Genomic DNA, 18,359 nt, shown 5'->3' on the forward strand with positions numbered 1-18,359 from the left:
TCTGGCCACGCTCGCCTCGGCCGGGGCACGGCTGCTCGACCAGATCGAGCCGCGCGCCGCCGAGGAGGCCGCCGCCGCGATGCATGCGCGGCGGGTGGCGCAGGAGAAGCGCTGGGGACCCGCCGCAGTGCCCCCGTTCCCGCCGACCGGACCGAAGCCGCGGCCGCCGAAGGACGTGTTCGGGGAGGTCGCGGGGCCCTGGTCGAACGAGAACGAGAACGCGAATGAGAACGGGTCGGGCGCGGGTACGGGGACGGGTACGGGTGCGGGCGACGATCTGAATGCGCCCGCGTTCCCACCGATACCGCCGCCGCCGGCGCCTCCAGTGCCGCCGCTGCCGCTCGTGCCGCCGGTGCCGACGCGGCGGCAGGACCAGGGTGCTGCGACGGACGCGTACGACGCGCCTCCGGTCGCCGCGCCGCCGACCAGCCCCGGGCAGGGCTCGGCCGCGGCGCAACCGTCCATAGCGCAACCGTCCATACCCGCGCAGGGGACGGCGGGGCAGGAGCAGGACGTCGAGCCGGTCGCCACCTCGGCGCGGCATCGGCGTCCGGTGTACGACTTCGACGATCAGGGGCACGCCGGTCCGCCGCCGTCCGCTCCAAGCGGTTCGCCCGCCCCCAACGGTCCGCCCACTCCATCCGCGCCGCCGCACGCCGGTCCGCCTAGTTCGCCTGGGCCGCTCGCCGTGTTCCCGCCGTCCGCGGGTCCGGCGCCGCGCAGTCCGCTGGTGCCGGGGCCGGGCTTCGGCGGGCCGCCGCAGGGGCGCACGCTGGCCCCGGGCAACCATCCGGCCTACGCGCCGCCGGCGCACAGTTCGCACGGCTCGCACGGTTACAGCACCTCCGCCACGGGTCCGGGTGCGTTCGGGTTCGTCGGCGAGGACGATGACGACGAGCCGGACAGCCTTGTCCCGACCAGCCTCGGGCTGCGCCGTCACCAGCGTCGCCTGCTCATCCAGACCGGCGCGATCCTCGGCGCGATCGGCGTGCTGTGCTGGGTGGCCGTCTATGAGCTCAGCAGTTCGCCCTCGCACTCATCGGCCGCGGGCGACGCGACGCACACGGCCGGCAAGACCGCTCCGGCCGCGAACGGCGGCACCGCGGCAGGCGGACTGACGAATCAGACCTCCTCGTCCACGCCGAGCAAGACGGTTGGCGCGACTCCGACGCCCAGCGCCGCGCCGTCCACGGCAATCTCGTCCGTCCCCGACACCACGACGGTCAGTTCCGTACGCGTCACCCTGCTCGGCGGCAGCAACGCGGTACCGCAGATCGCCGCGCTGATCACGGTCGATACCGCGGGCACCGGGGACGTGACGGTGACCGGCTCGTTCTACGGCGCCTCGGGCTCGAAGCAGGTCGCCTCCGAGAGCGAGCAGTGGACGCTGTCCGGCAACAAGACGTATCAGTACTCGGTGCCGATCGCGAACAGCAAGTACTGCGGCACGCGGTTCCACTTCACGGTCAGCGCGGGCGGCCACTCGGAGTCGGCCGAAACCTCGCCGGGCTGCTGATCCAGAGGGCCACGAGCGCCGGATGAGCTAAAAGAGCTACGACTCCTGCTTCACGATCACGCCGCCGACGATGTGGCAGCGCTCCTCCATGTCCTGCCCGGGACCGTGCCCATCGGGGTTCCACGAGGTGATCCGCACGAGGCCCGGCGGCAGGAACTCGTAGGCCGCCACCATCTCCTCGATCGTCTCCATCGAGCGCGGCGTGAACTCGGCCTTGTTGTCCCCGAGCAGCGACTGCACGATCTCGCCGACGCGCGGGATGGGGAACTCGAGGTAGTGCAGCACCAGGACGAGGCTGCCCGGCGCCAGCGCCTCCATGATCTCTTCGAGCGCGCGCTTCAGCCGTGCGTCGTCCCTGGTGTAGTCGAGCATTCCGAGCAGTAGCACGCCCATCGGCTCGCTGAAATCCAGCCGTTCGCGCAGCCACGGGTGCGCCAGGATCTGCGCGGGGTCACGGAACTGGGCCTGCAGCACGTGCAGCAGGTTCGACGGGGCGCGCGCCGCCAGCACCGCGCGGGCGTGCGCCGCGGTGATCGGGTCATCGGTCACGTACACGAAGCGCGCGTCCGGCACCGCGTCGCGCACGATGCCGTCGAAGCTGTTCATGATCGGGATCGAGGTGCCCATCTGGAGGTACTGTCGCAGCCCGTGGTCGCGGGCGATCCAGTCGCTGGCCCGGTGCGCGAAGGCCTCGGCGGCCCGCGCGATCAGCATGACGTCGGGCCACACGTTCAGCAGGTGGCGCACGGCGGCGCGGTCGGACTCGTAGTTGTCCTTGCCGCCGATCATGTAGTCCCACATGCGGATCGGGTGCGGCATCTCCGGGTCGAGCGCCGGCGCCGGCGGGGCCGGAGCGCCCAGCACGAGATCCCAGGTCGCCGCGGTCTCCGCGGCGGCCTGCCGTGCTTCCGCCCGCCCTTCGGGCATTGACTGTGCGCTCGACGCCATCGTCTCGCCTCCCACCGGATCCCCTGCGGAGATTCGCGGCACCAATCGCGGACTCCCGGAGGCATGGTAGTGCACGGACGACCCTCCCGTAACCGGGTTCGCCCACACCCGCCACCCCCTCCTGATGGCCCATCAGCACGCGGCCGTACCGGTGAATGCCGCCGCCGAGCACGCATGGGCAGCGCGAAGAGCCGTAACCCCCGGACAAGCACCGCGTTCTCACGGCGGAGTTCTCGTAGGAAAATCTATTGAGATGAGGAGGTTGTCTTGACGGTCGAGCGCCTGTACGAGGTCGTACATCGCGGCTACCGGACCCTCGGCAGGGTCCTGGTGAATCCGGCGCCCACACTGCCGCCCGTTCTGTTGGTGGGCGGCGCGATGCAGCGCAAGGAGGGCTGGGGACGGCTGGAGACGCTGCTGGCCGCCGACGCCACCGTCGTCACGGTGGACCTGCCCGGCTGGGGCGGCGCGGGGCTGCTGCCGGCGCAGTTCGGCATGGGGTTCCTCGCCGACAGCCTGGCCGCGGCGGTGCGCACGGCGTCCGTCGGCGCGGTGCACGTCTTCGGCGGCTCGTACGGCAGCGCCGTCGCGTACCAGCTCGGCCAGCGCCACCCCGACCTGGTCCGCCGGGTCGCGTTGTTCGGCGCCCTGGGCCGCATCCCGCACGCCATGCGGCCGCGGCTGACCTGGACCATCGGCCTGCTGCGCGAGGGGCTGCGGGAGCGCTTCGCGGCCGAGGTGGTGCAGGCCATGCTGAATCAGGATCCGCACATCAGCCTCGCCCGGCGCGGCACCGTGGAACGGATCCTCTACGCCGTCTTCCGCGCGCTCGGCCCGCTCGAGGCCGCGCAGTACGAGCAGAACACGCTCCGGCTGCTCGCCCCCGGCCGCTTCGACCTGTCCGCGCCGCCCGCCGCCCCGCTGCTGTTCGGCGTCGGCGAGCACGACTCGTTCACCACCGTGCGCGACTGCCGATCCTTTGCCCAGTCCTGCCCGGGCTCCGCGTTCGTCCGACTGCGCGAGAGCGACCACCCGGTGCACCTGCGCTGCCCGGACGAACTCGCCGGGGTGCTGCAGCGCTTCTTCCGCGCGCAGGATCTGCGCGGCGTGCCGGGCTGCCACGAGGTCGAGTATCCCGCAATCACTCGTTAGAGTGACCACACCAGAGATCCTGTGTCTCTCCCAGCAGGTCGCCGGACCTGCTGGGCCGACCGGGCGGTGGAGGGTGCGGGAGCGGTGCGTCGCGTCGGCGTACGACGGCGTATCGTCCACCCTGGAGCGCGCCGCGTGAGACGGGGGTAACCGCCTGGTCACGGACCGAAAGGTGCGGTGCGGCGAGGAAAGTGACGTCGAATGGGAAGGTTCGAGGGCACCGTCATGCGACGCTACCCACCGATCGGTGAGCACGGGATGATCGGCGATCTGCAGAGCTGTGCGCTGATCTCCTCCGACGGGGTGCTGGACTTCTTCTGCGCCCCCCGGTTCGACTCGCCCTCGCTGTTCGCCTCGCTGGTCGACCACGAGAAGGGCGGCTACGTCCGGCTGGGCGCGGACGACTCGGAACTCGAGTTCGGCACGTCCACCGTGCGCCAGCTCTACCTGCCCGACACGGCGATCCTGGTCACCCGCTTCCTCTCGCACCACGGCGTGGGCGAGGTCGTCGACTTCATGCCGCTCGGCACCCCGGAGACGGCGAACGCCAACCGGCGGATCATCAGGATCCTGCGGGTCGTGCGCGGCAGCGTGAAGTTCGTGCTCGAATGCCGGCCCCGCTTCGACTACGCCCGCGCCTCGAACGAGCTGCTGCTGCGCGGCGACCAGGCCGCCGTCTTCCGCGGGCCCGACCTCGACCTGCACCTGCAGGCGACCTTTCCGTTCCGCCGCGAGGGCGAGGACGTGGTCGGCACCGTCACCCTCGGAGTGGGGGAGACGGCCGCGGTCGTGCTCGACACCACCGCCCCCGGCTGGATCCCCGAGCACGTCTCGATCGAGCAGGCCGAGCTGGAACACGAGCGCACCACCCAGTTCTGGCACAACTGGCTGCGCGGCTCGGCGTTCCAGGGCCGCTGGCAGACGATGGTGCACCGCTCGGCGATCACCCTCAAGCTGCTGACGTATGCGCCGACCGGGGCGCCGGTCGCGTCCGCCACCTTCGGCCTGCCCGAGCAGTTCGGCGGCGAGCGCAACTGGGATTACCGCTACTGCTGGGTGCGCGACGGCGCGCTCAGCTCGCGCGCCATGGCCGAACTGGGCTTCGTCGAGGAGGCCGACGCGTTCCGCCGCTGGCTCACCGACCGGCTGCGCGACCGCAGGCGCACCGGCCGCGAACCGCTGCAGATCATGTACCGCGTGGACGGCGAGCCGCTGCTGATCGAGGAGGAGCTCGACCACCTGGAGGGCTATGAGAAGTCGGCCCCGGTGCGCATCGGCAACGCGGCGGCCGACCAACTCCAGCTCGACGTGTACGGCGAGGCGATCTGGGCGCTGACCCAGTCGCGCGAGCTGGCCGAGATCTCCGGGTATCAGGGCTGGCAGACGCTCGCCGAGGTGATCGACTGGCTCAGCGAGAACTGGGACCGCCCGGACGAGGGCATCTGGGAGACCCGCGGCGGCCGCAAGGACTTCACGTTCAGCAGGCTGATGTGCTGGGTCGCCCTCGACCGCGGCATCCGGCTCGCGCACACGTACGCGCGTCCGGCGAACCTGGACAAGTGGACCAGGGCCCGCGACGCGATCCTGCGGCAGGTGATGGAGCGCGGCTACTCCACGTCGCGCCAGGCCTTCGTGCAGCACTACAACGGCGACGTGCTCGACGCCTCGCTGCTGTTCATGCCGATAGTCGGCTTCATCTCGCCGCGCGATCCGCAGTGGCTGTCCACGCTCGAGGCGATCGAGATGGACCTGGTCACCGATTCGCTGGTGCACCGCTACGACCCCGAGGCCTCGCCGGACGGCCTGCGCGGCAACGAGGGCACGTTCAGCCTCTGCACGTTCCTCTACGTCGACGCGCTGGCCCGGGCCGGGCGGCTGGACCAGGCGAGGTACACGTTCGACAAGATGCTGACGTACTCGAACCACGTCGGCCTGTTCGGCGAGGAGATCGGCCCGACCGGCGAGCAGCTGGGGAACTTCCCGCAGGCGTTCACGCATCTCTCGCTGATCTTCGCGGCGACCACGCTCGGCGGCCAGCTCAAGCAGCGCGGCCAGCGCGGTACGACCCCGCACGGCCGGGCCTGGTAGCCCGTAGCCCGCGTAGCCCTACCGGCAGGGTGCGGCAGTCTCAGCCTGCTGCCGCACCCTGCCGCAGCCCGACGCCCCGGGCGCACGACGGCGATCAGGAACCCGCCGGTCATCCTCAGCGCGATAACAGGCCCATCCCCCACCCGCCGGTACAGGATCGCGGAGACCAGCGCCAGCGCGGCGAGCCCGCCGGCTGCCAGCCCCGTCACCTCGTGCGCCTTGAGCGCCGAGAAGGGTCCGCTGAGCAACAGCCCGGCCAGGAACGGCTGCAGGATCGCCCCCGGCGCGGCGAGCGTGGCCACGGCCCGGAACGGCTGCAGCGGCCAGCCGGGCCGCGCCCCTATCTCGGGGCGTGCGGAACCTGCGATGATGGCTTGATCAGCCACGATGAGTATCCTCCCGTTGTTCGTGGGAGTCCTCTGTGTATCGAAAAATAACAGGCCCAGACTGCCGGAAGCACCAACCGAACTCAGCCCACTGCATCGGTGAAAAACCAAAGCGGCCAGGGACTCAACAACTACTTCTCGCCGGTGCCGGATTTCGTCGGCGAGGCCTAGAGTGTCGGGGTGACTCACGGCGGCGACCCGGACGACGCCACGCTGATCGCGGCGTTGGACACCGAGCGATTTGATGCCTGGCGTGCGCTCCTGGAGCTCGATGAAGTGTTCCGGGATCGGCCGCATGCGGACGACGACTGTGTTTGGCTGACGCAGTATCCGCAGTACGGCGCGCGGGTGGAGTTGGCGTGTCGGGTCTTGGGGGATCTCGGTGCCGTGACGCCCGCGTACCACTGGATGCAGCGGAAGCCGCCGTCACTGGACGCCGGTGGCGCGGTGAGCCCGGCCGATGCCATTCGCCTCGCTACGACGGTCGTCCGATCGGAGCGGTTCGGGGACGGGAGCATCGAGGCGGCGTTGAACGCCGGAGTGCTGCAGGCGGTGATTGCCGCCCTCGCGGCCTGGTATCGGGAGCAGGCGGGCTGACGGGCCGGCGCCTGCGTCTCATTCGGGCATGAACTCGTCCGGATCCCGGGAGCTGAGGGCCTCGAGCACGCGCAGGAACGCTTCGATGTCGGCTGCGGGGAGTTGCAGCTGTTCGAGGATGCGGTTCTCGTTGGCCTGGATGGCGGCTTGGGCGCTGTCGCAGCGGCGGCGGCCTTCGGGGGTGAGGGAGAGCAGGTTGACGCGGCGGTCGGCGGGGTCGGGTTCGCGGCGGATGAGGCCGTCGCGCTGGAGTTGGTCGAGTACGGCGATGATGCGGGTTTTGTCGGCGCCGATCTCGGCGGCGAGGGCGGCCTGGGTGCGGACGGACATGGTCTGGAGGCGGAGGAGGACCATGTAGCCCCACATCGTCAGGCCGTGGGCCGGTGCGGCGAGGGTCGGCGTCTCGGCGGCGGCGAGGGCGCGGCCGAGGGGGACGAGCATCGCGGCCAGGTCGCGGCGTGGCGGGTGGTTCTGCGTGGTCACGGGCTTGACGATACCCCTTGACAGATCGTATGTGCATGTAGACGATAAGCATATGCATACGAATGAGATGGAGCTTCTCGTACTGAACCGCCGGGCGACTCTGCGTTGCGTGGAACTGGTTTGTCAGGCGCGGCCGGAGGACCTGACGCGGCGCACGCCGTGTGCTGCCTGGGACCTGGGCGATCTGCTGGCGCATATGACCGTTCAGCACCGCGGGTTCGCCGCCGCGGCCGCCGGCAACGGTGCGGAGTTCGACTGGGCTCCGTACGGAGTCGGCGCGGACTACGCGGAGCAGTACGCGGCGGCGGCTGGTGAGGCGTTGCGGGCGTTCGATGAACCCGGTGCGCTCGACAGGCCGTTCGCGCTGCCGGAAATCCCTGCGGCGCCGAGTTTTTCGGGCGCGCAGGCGGTGCGATTCCACTTCATCGACGCGGTCGTGCACGGCTGGGATGTGGCCCGGTCGCTCGGCTTGGACTACGAGTTGCCCGGGGACTTCGCCGAGTCGGCGGTGGGGATCGCCTTGGCGGTGCCGGGTGGCGCGTACCGTGAACGGCCGGGCGCGGCGTTCGGTCCGGTGCGCGGTTCGGCGGGTTCGGCGGCGGGTGCCGCGTCGTCGCTGGAGGTGGTTCTCAGGGCTCTCGGGCGGTCGCCGAAGTGGCCTGACGGGACCGACGAGAGCTGACTGACCGTGGACTGACTACTGCTGACTGCCTGTCAGGTCGAGGCTGACGGTGTATTGGAAGCGGTCGGCGCGGTAGTGGATGACGGCCGTGTCGACGACGTGGCCGCGGGTGTCGTAGGTGACGTTCGTCGAGCGCAGTACGGGGGCTGCGAGGGCCACTTGCAATAGTTCTGCGATGTGGGGCGGGGCGGGGCAGGCTTCGACGGTGTTGTCGATGCGGGCGAGGTCGAGGGCTGCGCGGTCGCGCAGGAGTTTGGTCATCGGGGAGGTGCGCAGGTCTTCGTCGGCGATTTTCTCGGCGTGTTCGGGTCGGATGTGGTTTTCCGCGTGGCTGAGGGGGTCGCCGTCCTGGAGGCGGAGGCGTTGGAACTCTATGAGGGTTTCGACTCCGGGGAAGTGCGCGGTGAGGGCGGCGGGGGTGGGGACGGGGCTGCGTCGCAGGATGCGGACGTCGTCGCCGGCCTGCTGGGCGAGGATCGTGTCGACGGTGCCGAGGACGTGCAGTGGCGGGTGGGCCTGGTTCGGGACGATGAAGGTGCCGTGGCGTCGGCGCCGGGTGATCAGGCCTTCGGTTTCCAGGGTGGCGAGGGCTTGGCGCACGGTGCTGACGGCGACGGCGTACTCGGCGGCCAGTTGGGCTTCGGTGGGCAGGCGCAGTGGTTCGTCGGGGGCGCGCCCGAGTATTCGGGCGCGCAGGGATTCGGTGACCTGGTACCAGAGCGGGAGGCGCGCGTCGGTCATGCTGCGGGGTTGAAGTTGCGTTGGATGCCGTCCCAGACGCTGTCGTAGTCCGGTTGGCGGTGTGGGGCGTCGAGGGCGTGCCGGGTGACGGTGACGGGCCAGCGGGTTTCGAACATGAACGCGAGGGTGTCGTCGACCTTTTGCGGGGCGAGGGCGGCGGTGGAGGCTTTGGCGTAGGTTTCGGCGTCGGGGCCGTGGGAGGTGAAGCTGTTGTGCAGGCTGGCTCCGCCGGGGAGGAAGCCTTCTGCCTTGGCGTCGTAGACGCCGTGGATCAGGCCCATGTATTCGCTCATGATGTTGCGGTGGAACCACGGGGGTCGGAAGGTGTGTTCGCCGACGAGCCAGCGGGGCGGGAAGATGACGAAGTCGGCGTTGGCGAGTCCTGGGGTGTCGCTGGGGGATGTCAGTACGGTGAAGATCGAGGGGTCGGGGTGGTCGTGGCTGATGGTGCCGATGGTCATGAATGTGGCGAGGTCGTAGCGGTACGGGGTGTAGTCGCCGTGCCAGGCTGCGACGTCGAGTGGGGAGTGGTCGTAATCGGCGGCCCAGAGGTTGCCGCCGAATTTCTGGACGACCTGTACCGGTTCGGCTACGTCTTCGTAGGCTGCGACGGGGGCTTCGAAGTCGCGTTCGTTGGCGAGGCCGTTGGCGCCGATGGGGCCGCGTTCGGGGAGGGTGAACGCGGGGCCGTAGTTTTCGCAGATGTAGCCGGCGGCGGTGGCGTCGGGGAGGTCGACGCGGAAGCGGATGCCGCGGGGGATGACGGCAATGTGGCCGGGGGCGACGTGTAGCCGGCCGAGTTCGGTGTGGATGTGCAGTCGGCCGGCCTGCGGAACGATGAGCATCTCGCCGTCGGCGTTGACGAAGTACCGGCGTCGCATGGAGGTGTTGGCGCGGTAGTTGTGGATGCCGATGCCCGCGTGGGCGAGGGTGTCGCCGTTGCCGCCGATGGTGTAGAGGCCGTCGACGAAGTCGGTGGGGGTGTCGGGTGCGGGCAGCGGGTCCCAACGGAGGCGGTTGGGGTCGGGTTGGGTCTCGGTGAACGGGGCGCTGCGTAGGTTGCCGTTGTCGATGCGGTGGAAGGCGTGGTGCCGGGCTGAGGGGGTGATGCGGTAGACCCAGGTGCGGCGGTTGACGTGGCGGGGCTGGGTGAACGCGGTGCCGCTGATCTGTTCGGCGTAGAGGCCGAGGGGTGCGCGTTGCGGGGAGTTCTGGCCGTGCGGGAGGGCGCCGGGGAGGGCCTCGGTCTGGTGTTCGTTGCCGAATCCGGTCTGGTACTGCGGCTCGCCATTCATGTGATTCATCGAATCATTCAGATGATTGCGCGTCAATGGCGCCGCTCGGCCGGCGAACGCTCAGACGGCGAATGCCCCCGGTGGCGGCTCGGGGGAGTCGGCGGCGGTCGCGTCGGTGACCGGGCTCGCGCCGGCGATCCACTGGCGCAGTTCGTCGCCCGAGATGACGCGCGCGGGGAACGGGTCGGCGGCGGATTTGCGGGTGAGTTCGGGCAGCGGCAGCGGCTGGTGCGCGCCGACCAGGACGAGGTTGCCGAAGCGGCGGCCGCGGAGCACTCCGGGTTCGCTGATGAGCGCGCAGTGCGGGTAGACGGCGGCCACGGTCGCCGCCTGGGCTCGGGAGAACTTGAGTGGCGCGCCGTCGGCGAGGTTGGCCGTGTAGACGCCGGTCTCCCGGAGCGCGCTCGCGCCGAGTTGCACGTATTCGATGCTGGTGAGGTGGCCGGGGGTGCGTGCGGCGGCGAAGACGTCGCTGACGATCAGGTCCCAGCTTGCGGGCTTCATGGTGGCGAGGGCTTCGCGGGCGTCGGAGGTGCGGACGCGGATGCGGGTGCGCTTGTCGAGCGGGAGGTGGGTGCGGACGAATTCGGTGAGCGTCGTGTCGATCTCGACGGCGAGTTGGCGGGAGCCGGGCCGGGTGTGGGCGAGGTAGCGGGGGAGGGTGAGTGCGCCGCCGCCGAGGTGCAGCGCGTCGATCGGGGCGGTTGCGGGGAAGGCGAGGTCGGCGATGTGGGCGAGGCGGCGGATGTACTCGAATTCGAGGTGGGTGGGGTCGTCGAGGTCGACGTAGGACTGGGGGGTGTCCTCGACGGTGAGCAGGTAGGCGGCGGCGTGGTCGGTGTCGGGCATGAGGCGGGCGAGTCCGCTGCGGGTGTGGGCGGTGGCGGGTTCGGCGGGGGAGCGGCGCGGCATAGTGCGATCATTATGGCGGCGGTCGCGGGGTGGCGGCCGGTGGGCGGTCGTGGCCGGGGGGCGGTTTCGGTTGGTACCGTATGAGTTAGCTGTTCACCCCGGACGGGAGAGTCCTCGTGACGGTCCGGTTCCGCGCAGGCGGGGTCGGGTCGGGTGCGGGGCGCCGAAGGAGCAAATTCTCCCCGGAATCTCTCAGGCCTCAGGACCGTCCGGGTCAGGCGACTCTGGAAAGCGGGGTCGTGTTCGCGCCGTGGACGTGGGGCGGATACGGGGCCTCCACCGAAGGAGAAAGCCGGTTTTGGCGGGTGCTGTTTCCCGTACCGGGCCGGTGAAGCTCTCAGGTTTCCCGACAGAGGGGGAGTAGCCGGTGCGCGGCGGTCGCGTGCCGGGTGGGACCCTTCAGGGAGTTGCACCGTGGTCGAGTCCGCCGTGGGTTTGGGAACAGTGTCGGGCGCCGGTTCTGCGTCGTTGACCGAGTTGGGTCAGGGGGTGCCCTTCGCGGAGCGGCACATCGGTCCGTCGGAGGCGGATCGGGCGAAGATGCTGGCCGTGTTGGGGTACGGGTCGCTGGACGAGCTGTCTGAGGCGGCGGTTCCGGCGACGATCCGGATGACGGAGCGGTTGAGTCTGCCGCCGGCGCGTTCGGAGGAGGAGGTCGGTCAGGAGCTGCGGGATCTGGCGGGGCGTAACCGGGTTCTGCGGTCGATGATCGGGCTGGGGTATTACGGGACGTTCACCCCGGCCGTGATCCGCCGGAATGTGCTGGAATCGCCCGCCTGGTACACGGCCTACACGCCGTATCAGCCGGAGATCTCGCAGGGTCGTCTCGAGGCGCTGCTGAACTTCCAGACGGTGGTGGCGGATCTTGTCGGGCTGCCGGTGTCGGGTGCGTCGCTGTTGGACGAGGCGACGGCCGCGGCGGAGGCGATGACGCTGTCGCTGCGCGCGACTCGTAGTGCCGCGCGGCGGTTCCTGGTGGATTCTGATGTGTTCCCGCAGACGATGGCCGTGCTGCAGACGCGTGCGAAGCCGCTCGGGATCGAGCTTGTGCCGGTGGATCTCGCCTCGGGTGTGCTTCCGCATGCCGAGCCGGGTGAGTATTTCGGCGTTCTGGTGCAGTATCCGGGGGCGTCGGGGGCGGTGCGTGACCTGACGGAGATCGTGGAGCAGGCGCACAAGGTCGGTGCGCTGGTGTCGGTGGCCGCGGATCTGCTGGCGTTGACGCTGCTGCGGGCGCCGGGTGAGTTCGGTGCGGACATCGCGGTGGGTACGACGCAGCGGTTCGGGGTGCCGATGGGCTTCGGCGGCCCGCACGCGGGCTACATGGCGGTGCGTGACGGGTTGGCGCGGCAGTTGCCGGGCCGGCTGGTGGGCGTGTCGCAGGACGCGCACGGCAATCGGGCGCTGCGGTTGGCGTTGCAGACGCGTGAGCAGCACATTCGGCGGGAGAAGGCGACGAGCAACATCTGCACGGCGCAGGTGCTGCTCGCGGTGGTCGCCGGGATGTACGCGGTCTACCACGGTCCGGAGGGTTTGACGGGGATCGCGCGGCGGGTGCATCGCAACGCGGTGGTGCTGGCGGCGGGGCTGCGGGCGGCCGGGTTCGAGGTGGGCGGGGGCGCGTTCTTCGACACCGTGTCCGTGCGCCTGCCGGGGCGTGCCTCCGAGCTGTGGCACGCGGCGCGCGCGGCGGGTGTGAACGTCCGTCTGGCGGACGCCGACACGGTGACGCTGTCGTGTGACGAGACGACGACGTGGTCTGATCTGCAGGCGGTGTGGCAGGCGTTCGGTGTCGAGGGGGCGCAGGCGCATGCGTTGGACGAGACGGCCGCCGACGCGCTGCCGGTGGAGCTGGCGCGGGCTTCGGCGTTCTTGACGCATCCGGTGTTCCACGCGCACCGGTCGGAGACGGCGATGCTGCGGTATCTGCGGCGGCTGTCGGATCGGGACGTGGCGCTTGACCGGTCGATGATCCCGCTGGGTTCGTGCACGATGAAGCTGAACGCGACCACGGAGATGGAGCCGATCACGTGGCCGGAGTTCGCGAACATGCATCCGTTCGCGCCGCTGGAGCAGGCCGGCGGGTACCTGGCGTTGATCGGGCAGCTTGAGCGGTGGCTCGCGGAGGTCACCGGCTACGACCGGGTGTCGGTGCAGCCGAACGCGGGCTCGCAAGGGGAGTTCGCGGGCCTGCTGGCCGTCAGCGCGTATCACCGGGCGAACGGCCAGGGGCAGCGGGACGTGTGCCTGATCCCGTCGTCGGCGCACGGCACGAACGCGGCGAGCGCGATCATGGCCGGGATGCGGGTGGTCGTGGTGGCGTGCCGGGCCAACGGTGACGTGGACGTGGACGACCTGCGGGAGAAGATCGCGCGGCACCGGGACGAGCTCGCGGTGCTGATGGTGACGTATCCGTCGACGCACGGGGTGTTCGAGGAGCAGATCACGGACGTGTGTGCGGCGGTGCACGAGGCCGGCGGGCAGGTGTACGTGGACGGGGCGAACCTGAACGCGCTGGTGGGCTTGGCGAAGCCGGGCCGGTTCGGGGCGGATGTGTCGCATCTGAACCTGCACAAGACGTTCTGCATCCCGCACGGCGGCGGCGGGCCGGGCGTGGGTCCGGTGGCGGTGCGGTCGCATCTGGCGCCGTTCCTGCCGAGCCACCCGCTGCACCCGATCGCGGGCCCGCAGCGCCCCGGCGGCGTCCCGGCGGTGGGGCCGGTCTCGGCGGCGCCGTGGGGCAGCGCGGGGATCCTGCCGATCCCGTGGGCGTACATCAGGCTGATGGGCGCTGAGGGGCTCAAGCGGGCGACGCAGTCGGCGGTGCTGGCGGCGAACTACGTGGCGGCGCGGCTGGCGGGGCACTTCCCGGTGCTGTACACCGGTCCGTCGAACCTGGTGGCGCACGAGTGCATCCTGGATCTGCGGGAGATCACCCGGCAGACCGGGGTGAGCGTGGACGATGTGGCGAAGCGGCTGATCGACTACGGGTTCCACGCGCCGACGATGTCGTTCCCGGTCGCCGGGACGCTGATGGTGGAGCCGACCGAGTCGGAGGACCTGGTGGAGCTCGACCGGTTCTGCGCGGCGATGATCGCGATTCGCGGCGAGATCGAGAAGGTCGCCACGGGCGAGTGGGACCGTTCGGACAATCCGCTGCGCAACGCCCCGCACACCGCGGCGGCGCTGGCCGGGGACTGGGAGCACGGCTACGACCGGGCGACGGCGGTGTTCCCGGGCGGGCTCGCGCAGGCGGCGGACAAGTACTGGCCCCCGGTGGCCCGAATCGACGGCGCCTACGGAGACCGGAACCTGGTCTGCTCCTGCCCGCCCGTAGAAGATTTGGCTGCAATTTAGCTCTCGCAGGCCCGCCCAGTAATTTAGCTCTCGCAGGCCCGCTGTGCGATTGGTCGCGTCGGGCGCGGGTCGGCTTCCGAGACGGTCGTACGGTCGGCCTGCGGACGGAGGGGCGCGGCTCGCGCTGCCCCCGTCGGCTGGACCACCCCGTAGTGGTTCGACGTACGTTCAGTCGTTCTCCGGTACGCGGCGCGGCCCTGTTTTCCCCGCAGGGTCGCGCCGGTGTCTTTTTCCCCGTGTCTTGCCTCTTTCCCGTGTGTCGCTAGGCGGCGAGCAGGCGGGCGGCGGCGACGGCGTGCTCGTCCCGGCCGCCGGCGGCCGGGAGCAGGGCGCCGAGGTCGTCGAACGCGATCACTCCGTTGCACAGCAGCGACCAGCCCTGCTCGGGGTGCGCGGACAGGACGTGGGCTCGGTAGCGGTCGGAGTCGTAGGCCGAGGGGCACAGGGGCTTGTGCGGGCACGGCGGGGTCGGCGCGGGGTGCGCGCCGGCCTCGAGACTTGACGGGTCGATCATTTCGGGTTCCCTCCCCGGTTTTCGGTGGCGATTGTGATGCCTCTCACCAGGATGACGTCTTGACGGCTCCCACGGTTCGATTCGGGGGCTGTTTGCACCGGATGCGCCGGGAAACCACCCGCTTGCGCCCCTGGGATGGCCCGGGGTGACTAGGCGTGACGGGTGAGATACCGTCGTGTGACGGCGCGTCAGGCGCCGCTTGGGCGAAGGTGACTGCGGAGGGAGCGGCGGATCGACATTTAGTGACCTTCCCGGGGGGTAGGGATGGGGCCGGAGACACTTTGGGTCCTGTCGGCACGGACCGTGGTGTGGCGAAGAGAGTACGCGGCGGAATCCGTGCTGCCGGATTGCGCGCGAGAGGCTTTGAGGGGATTGACCGGGCGTGGGTGAGCGGGTTGCCGCGGCGGAGCTGGCGTTCGACGGGCGGGACCGGGAGCGGTTCCGGTCCCGGCTGACGGCCTGCCAGGACGTGTTCGAGAAGATGCTGGCGCAGGACCTGTTCGAGAAGGGCAGGAAGCTGTGCGGGATCGAGCTGGAGATCCATCTGATCGACGGGCAGGGCCGTCCCTCGATGGTCAACCGGCAGGTGCTCGAGCGGATCGCCTCTCCGGACTTCCAGACCGAGATCGGGCTTTTCAATCTGGAGATGAACATCGCGCCGCACAAGATCGTGGGCACGGTGTTCTCGGAGCTGCGCGAGGAGATGGACACGGCCCTGCACTACGCGGACCGGGTCGCGGGCGGCTATGGGGCGGGGGTGGCGCTGATCGGGGTGCTGCCGACGCTGGACGAGGCGCATCTGGTGCGGGAGAACTTCACGGACGAGGACCGGTACGTGATGCTCAACGACCAGATCGCGGTGCTGCGCGGGGAGGATTTCCGGGTGCGGATCGAGGGGGAGCGCGAGGAGTTGGACGCCGCGTTCCCGACGATCATGCCGGAGGCGTGCTGCACGTCGGTGCAGTTCCATCTGCAGGTGACCCCGGACGGGTTCGCCAGGGCGTGGAACGCGGCGCAGGCGATCGCGGGCCCGCAGGTGGCGCTGGGGGCGAACTCGCCGTTCCTGCTGGGCAAGAAGCTGTGGCACGAGACGCGGATCGCGCTGTTCGAGCAGGCCACCGACTTCCGGACGGTGGAGCTCGCGGCGCAGGGCGTGCGGCCGCGGGTGTGGTTCGGGGAGCGCTGGGTGCGCGGGCCGGCGGAGCTGTTCCGGGAGAACATCAAGTACTTCACGTCGCTGCTGCCGCGGGTCGGCGGGGAGGACTCCGAGGCGGTGCTCGCCGCGGGCGGCATCCCGCACCTGCCCGAGCTGCGGCTGCACAACGGCACCGTGTACCGGTGGAACCGGCCCGTGTACGACGTGGCGCGCGGCAAGCCGCACCTGCGGGTGGAGAACCGGGTGCTGCCCGCGGGGCCGACCGTGCTGGACGTGCTGGCGAACGCGGCGTTCTTCTACGGGCTCGTGCGGGCGCTCTCGGACGAGGAGTCCCCGGTGTGGCGGCGCCTGGCGTTCTCCGACGCCCGGGACAACCTGCACCGGGCCGCGCGCGAGGGGATCGGCGCCGAGATGACCTGGCCGGGTGTCGGCACAGTGCCGGTCGGGCGGCTGGTGACCGACGTGCTGCTGCCGCTCGCGGCCCGGGGCCTGGACTCCTGGCGCATCGACCCGCGCGAACGCGACCTGTACCTCGGGATCATCGAGGGCCGCGCCCGCACCGGCCGCAACGGCGCCGTGTGGCAGATCGAGCAGGTCGACTACCTGGAGCAGAAGACCGGGATGAGCAGGCCCGAGGCGATCGCCGCGATGACCCGCCGCTACGCGAAGCTCGGCCGGCGCGGCGCCCCGGTGCACACCTGGCCCGTCGGCGGCGACGTGTAGCGCGCCCGGCGCCGTGTACGACCGGCGTCTTCACCTGCTGGCTCTAGGATCACGCACGTGAGCGAGCAGGCGAGCGGCATCGGCGGCAGGGGCGACGGCGCGGACGAGAGCGCGGGCAGCAGCAGCTTGGACGTCGGCTGGAACAACGGGAGGGCGTGGACGCGGCGGCTGCTCGCGTTCGAGGTCGCCGCGGTGCTCGGCGTCGGGCTCGGGCGCTCGGCGGTCAACTCGCTGATCTCCTTCGTGGGGTCGATCACCGTGGTCAAGTCGGTCACGAAGCTGTCCACGCAGAGCGTCGCGCTCAACGCCTCCGCGAGCTCGCGCCCGTGGCTGAACTTCACCTGGCAGGTCTACGGGATCGCGTTCGGCCTGGCCCCCGCGCTGCTCGTCGCGTACCTGCTCACCCGGGAGCGGGTCGGGCTGCGCGGCATCGGCGTCGACCGGCGCCGGCCGGTCAAGGACCTCGGATACGGGGCGCTGGTGGCCGCGTGCATCGGCGGCGCCGGCCTCGGGCTGTACCTCGGCGCGCACGCCGCGGGCCTCGCGGTCACGGTCGTGCCCACGACGCTGCCCGCGATCTGGTGGCGCATCCCCGTGCTGGTGGGATCCGCGTGGGAGAACGCGATCGTCGAGGAGGTGACCTGGAACGGGTACCTGCTGCGCCGCTTCGACCAGCTCGGCTGGAGCCCGAACCGCTCGGACGCCGCCAGCGCCCTGATCCGCGGCGGCTACCACCTCTACCAGGGGTTCGGCGGATTCGCCGGGAACCTCGTCATGGGGCTGATCTTCGCGAAGCTCTACCGGCGCTGGGGACGGGTGATGCCGCTGCTGATCGCGCACGGGCTGATCGACACCGTCGCGTTCGTCGGCTACGTGCTGCTCGCCGGGCACGTGTCCTGGCTGCCGACCTGAGCCCGCCTGGCGGCGACCGCCGGGCGGGACGGATCGGACGGGGAGAGGAGGGGAGTCCTGCTAGGCGGCCTGCAGCGACGGCACCTCCACGGTTGTCGTCGCCGTCGCCGTCGCCGTTACGGCGTGCCGGGCCAGGCGCGCCTGGAGCCGCTCCTTGGCGTCCCGCCACTCGTGCGCGAGCAGCGAGTACAGGTTCGAGTCGCGCAGCCCGCCCTCGGAGGCCGGGAAGTGCGCGCGCCGGGTGCCCTCGAACGTCGCGCCGAGCTGCATGATCGCCTGATGGGAGCGGGTGTTGCGGGTGTCGGCCTTCAGCGAGACCCGGTGCACCCGCCAGGTCTCGAACGCGTGCGTGAGCATCAGGAGCTTGGCTTCCAGGTTGACGCCGGTGCGCTGGGCGCGCGGCATCAGCCAGGTCGAGCCGATCTCCACGGCGTCGGGGATGCCGGACGGGTCGGTCCGGCCGGGCCGCGGCGGCCACACCCCGGCGTTCCAGTACTCGAGCTCGCGGAACCGGGTGGAGCCGACCACGCGCCCGTCGCGCAGGTCGATCTGGGCGAACGCGAGCGCGGCGTGCGCGGCGAGGTCCTCGAGCGCGACGTCGAGGTAGCGGCGCACGGCCGCGGCGTCCCTGGGCACATACGTGTACCCGAACGACGCGCGATCGTCGGTGGCCGCCGAGAGCAGCTCGCCGAGGTGTTCCTCGCGCATCGGTTCCAGCCGCACGAGGCGGCCGGTCAGCGTGATGGGTGCTGGCATGGCGGCAATGATGCATCCTGCGGACCGGTGCGCGAAAGCGGGCGTCCGCATTTCACCCGGGAGTATGAGCCCCCGTGCGTACCCGGTGACGGAAGGTCGCCGTAGCCGCAGGTCAACGGTGGTTTTCGGGTGAACGCCGGG

General features: G+C 70.7%; 14 protein-coding genes, 1 pseudogene and 2 riboswitches. Of the genes and pseudogenes, 8 read left to right on the plus strand and 7 right to left on the minus strand.

Annotation, left to right across the window (positions count from 1 at the left end):
• Positions 1-1,516: pseudogene (locus VG296_RS17040) on the plus strand (hypothetical protein); the annotation flags it as partial.
• Positions 1,517-1,552: 36 nt separating this feature from the next.
• Here the strand turns inward: VG296_RS17040 and VG296_RS17045 are convergent.
• On the minus strand, positions 1,553-2,443 hold the full coding sequence (locus VG296_RS17045) for an SAM-dependent methyltransferase (protein WP_325566723.1): 891 nt from the start codon (positions 2,441-2,443) through the stop codon (positions 1,553-1,555).
• Between the two features lie 288 nt (positions 2,444-2,731).
• Here VG296_RS17045 and VG296_RS17050 point away from each other — a divergent pair, with 288 nt between their 5' ends.
• The 3 genes from VG296_RS17050 to VG296_RS17060 all read left to right on the plus strand — a co-directional run bounded on the left by VG296_RS17050 (position 2,732) and on the right by VG296_RS17060 (position 6,687).
• Entirely contained in the window at positions 2,732-3,616 is an 885-nt protein-coding gene (locus VG296_RS17050) for an alpha/beta fold hydrolase (RefSeq protein ID WP_325566724.1), read from the plus strand.
• A 225-nt stretch (positions 3,617-3,841) separates the two neighbouring features.
• A complete protein-coding gene (locus VG296_RS17055) occupies positions 3,842-5,704 on the plus strand; it encodes a glycoside hydrolase family 15 protein (RefSeq protein WP_349259591.1) in 1,863 nt (620 codons plus the stop codon).
• Between the two features lie 566 nt (positions 5,705-6,270).
• On the plus strand, positions 6,271-6,687 hold the full coding sequence (locus VG296_RS17060) for a DUF6508 domain-containing protein (RefSeq protein ID WP_325566726.1): 417 nt from the start codon (positions 6,271-6,273) through the stop codon (positions 6,685-6,687).
• A gap of 18 nt (positions 6,688-6,705) precedes the next feature.
• Here VG296_RS17060 and VG296_RS17065 read toward each other — a convergent pair whose 3' ends face one another.
• A complete protein-coding gene (locus VG296_RS17065) occupies positions 6,706-7,170 on the minus strand; it encodes a MarR family winged helix-turn-helix transcriptional regulator (protein WP_325566727.1) in 465 nt (154 codons plus the stop codon).
• Positions 7,171-7,237: 67 nt separating this feature from the next.
• On the opposite strand from VG296_RS17065, the gene VG296_RS17070 reads away from it, so the two are divergent.
• Positions 7,238-7,852 (plus strand): TIGR03086 family metal-binding protein, encoded by a 615-nt coding sequence (locus VG296_RS17070; RefSeq protein ID WP_325566773.1) that lies wholly within the window; start codon positions 7,238-7,240, stop codon positions 7,850-7,852.
• Positions 7,853-7,867: 15 nt separating this feature from the next.
• Here VG296_RS17070 and VG296_RS17075 read toward each other — a convergent pair whose 3' ends face one another.
• Genes VG296_RS17075 through VG296_RS17085 form a run of 3 tightly spaced genes read right to left on the minus strand, consistent with a single transcriptional unit; the run spans position 7,868 to position 10,800 of the window.
• Entirely contained in the window at positions 7,868-8,593 is a 726-nt protein-coding gene (locus VG296_RS17075) for a GntR family transcriptional regulator (protein WP_325566728.1), read from the minus strand.
• Entirely contained in the window at positions 8,590-9,888 is a 1,299-nt protein-coding gene (hmgA, locus tag VG296_RS17080; RefSeq protein WP_325566729.1) for a homogentisate 1,2-dioxygenase, read from the minus strand. Before hmgA ends, VG296_RS17075 begins: the two co-directional genes overlap by 4 nt.
• A 60-nt stretch (positions 9,889-9,948) precedes the next feature.
• Positions 9,949-10,800, minus strand: coding sequence for a fused MFS/spermidine synthase (locus VG296_RS17085; protein ID WP_325566730.1), 852 nt, complete (start codon positions 10,798-10,800; stop codon positions 9,949-9,951).
• 93 nt (positions 10,801-10,893) lie between these two features.
• Positions 10,894-11,018, plus strand: a riboswitch (glycine riboswitch).
• Positions 11,019-11,163: riboswitch (glycine riboswitch) on the plus strand.
• A 105-nt stretch (positions 11,164-11,268) separates the two neighbouring features.
• Here VG296_RS17085 and gcvP point away from each other — a divergent pair.
• Positions 11,269-14,157: an aminomethyl-transferring glycine dehydrogenase gene (gcvP, locus tag VG296_RS17090; protein WP_325566731.1), complete on the plus strand. Its 2,889-nt coding sequence runs from the start codon at positions 11,269-11,271 to the stop codon at positions 14,155-14,157.
• A 262-nt stretch (positions 14,158-14,419) separates the two neighbouring features.
• Here gcvP and VG296_RS17095 read toward each other — a convergent pair whose 3' ends face one another.
• Positions 14,420-14,671 (minus strand): DUF5999 family protein, encoded by a 252-nt coding sequence (locus tag VG296_RS17095; protein ID WP_325566732.1) that lies wholly within the window; start codon positions 14,669-14,671, stop codon positions 14,420-14,422.
• A 382-nt stretch (positions 14,672-15,053) separates the two neighbouring features.
• On the opposite strand from VG296_RS17095, the gene VG296_RS17100 reads away from it, so the two are divergent.
• Both VG296_RS17100 and VG296_RS17105 read left to right on the plus strand, forming a co-directional pair.
• Positions 15,054-16,550, plus strand: coding sequence for a glutamate--cysteine ligase (locus VG296_RS17100; RefSeq protein WP_325566733.1), 1,497 nt, complete (start codon positions 15,054-15,056; stop codon positions 16,548-16,550).
• Positions 16,551-16,676: 126 nt separating this feature from the next.
• Complete coding sequence (locus VG296_RS17105) at positions 16,677-17,462, plus strand: CPBP family intramembrane glutamic endopeptidase (RefSeq protein WP_414641104.1); 786 nt, start codon at positions 16,677-16,679, stop codon at positions 17,460-17,462.
• A 60-nt stretch (positions 17,463-17,522) separates the two neighbouring features.
• Here VG296_RS17105 and VG296_RS17110 read toward each other — a convergent pair whose 3' ends face one another.
• Positions 17,523-18,218 carry a GNAT family protein gene (locus VG296_RS17110; RefSeq protein WP_325566735.1) on the minus strand — a complete coding sequence of 232 codons (696 nt, stop codon included), beginning with the start codon at positions 18,216-18,218 and terminating at the stop codon, positions 17,523-17,525.
• Positions 18,219-18,359: the final 141 nt, after the last annotated feature.

This window comes from Actinospica sp., assembly GCF_035552695.1.
GTDB lineage: Bacteria > Actinomycetota > Actinomycetes > Streptomycetales > Catenulisporaceae > Actinospica.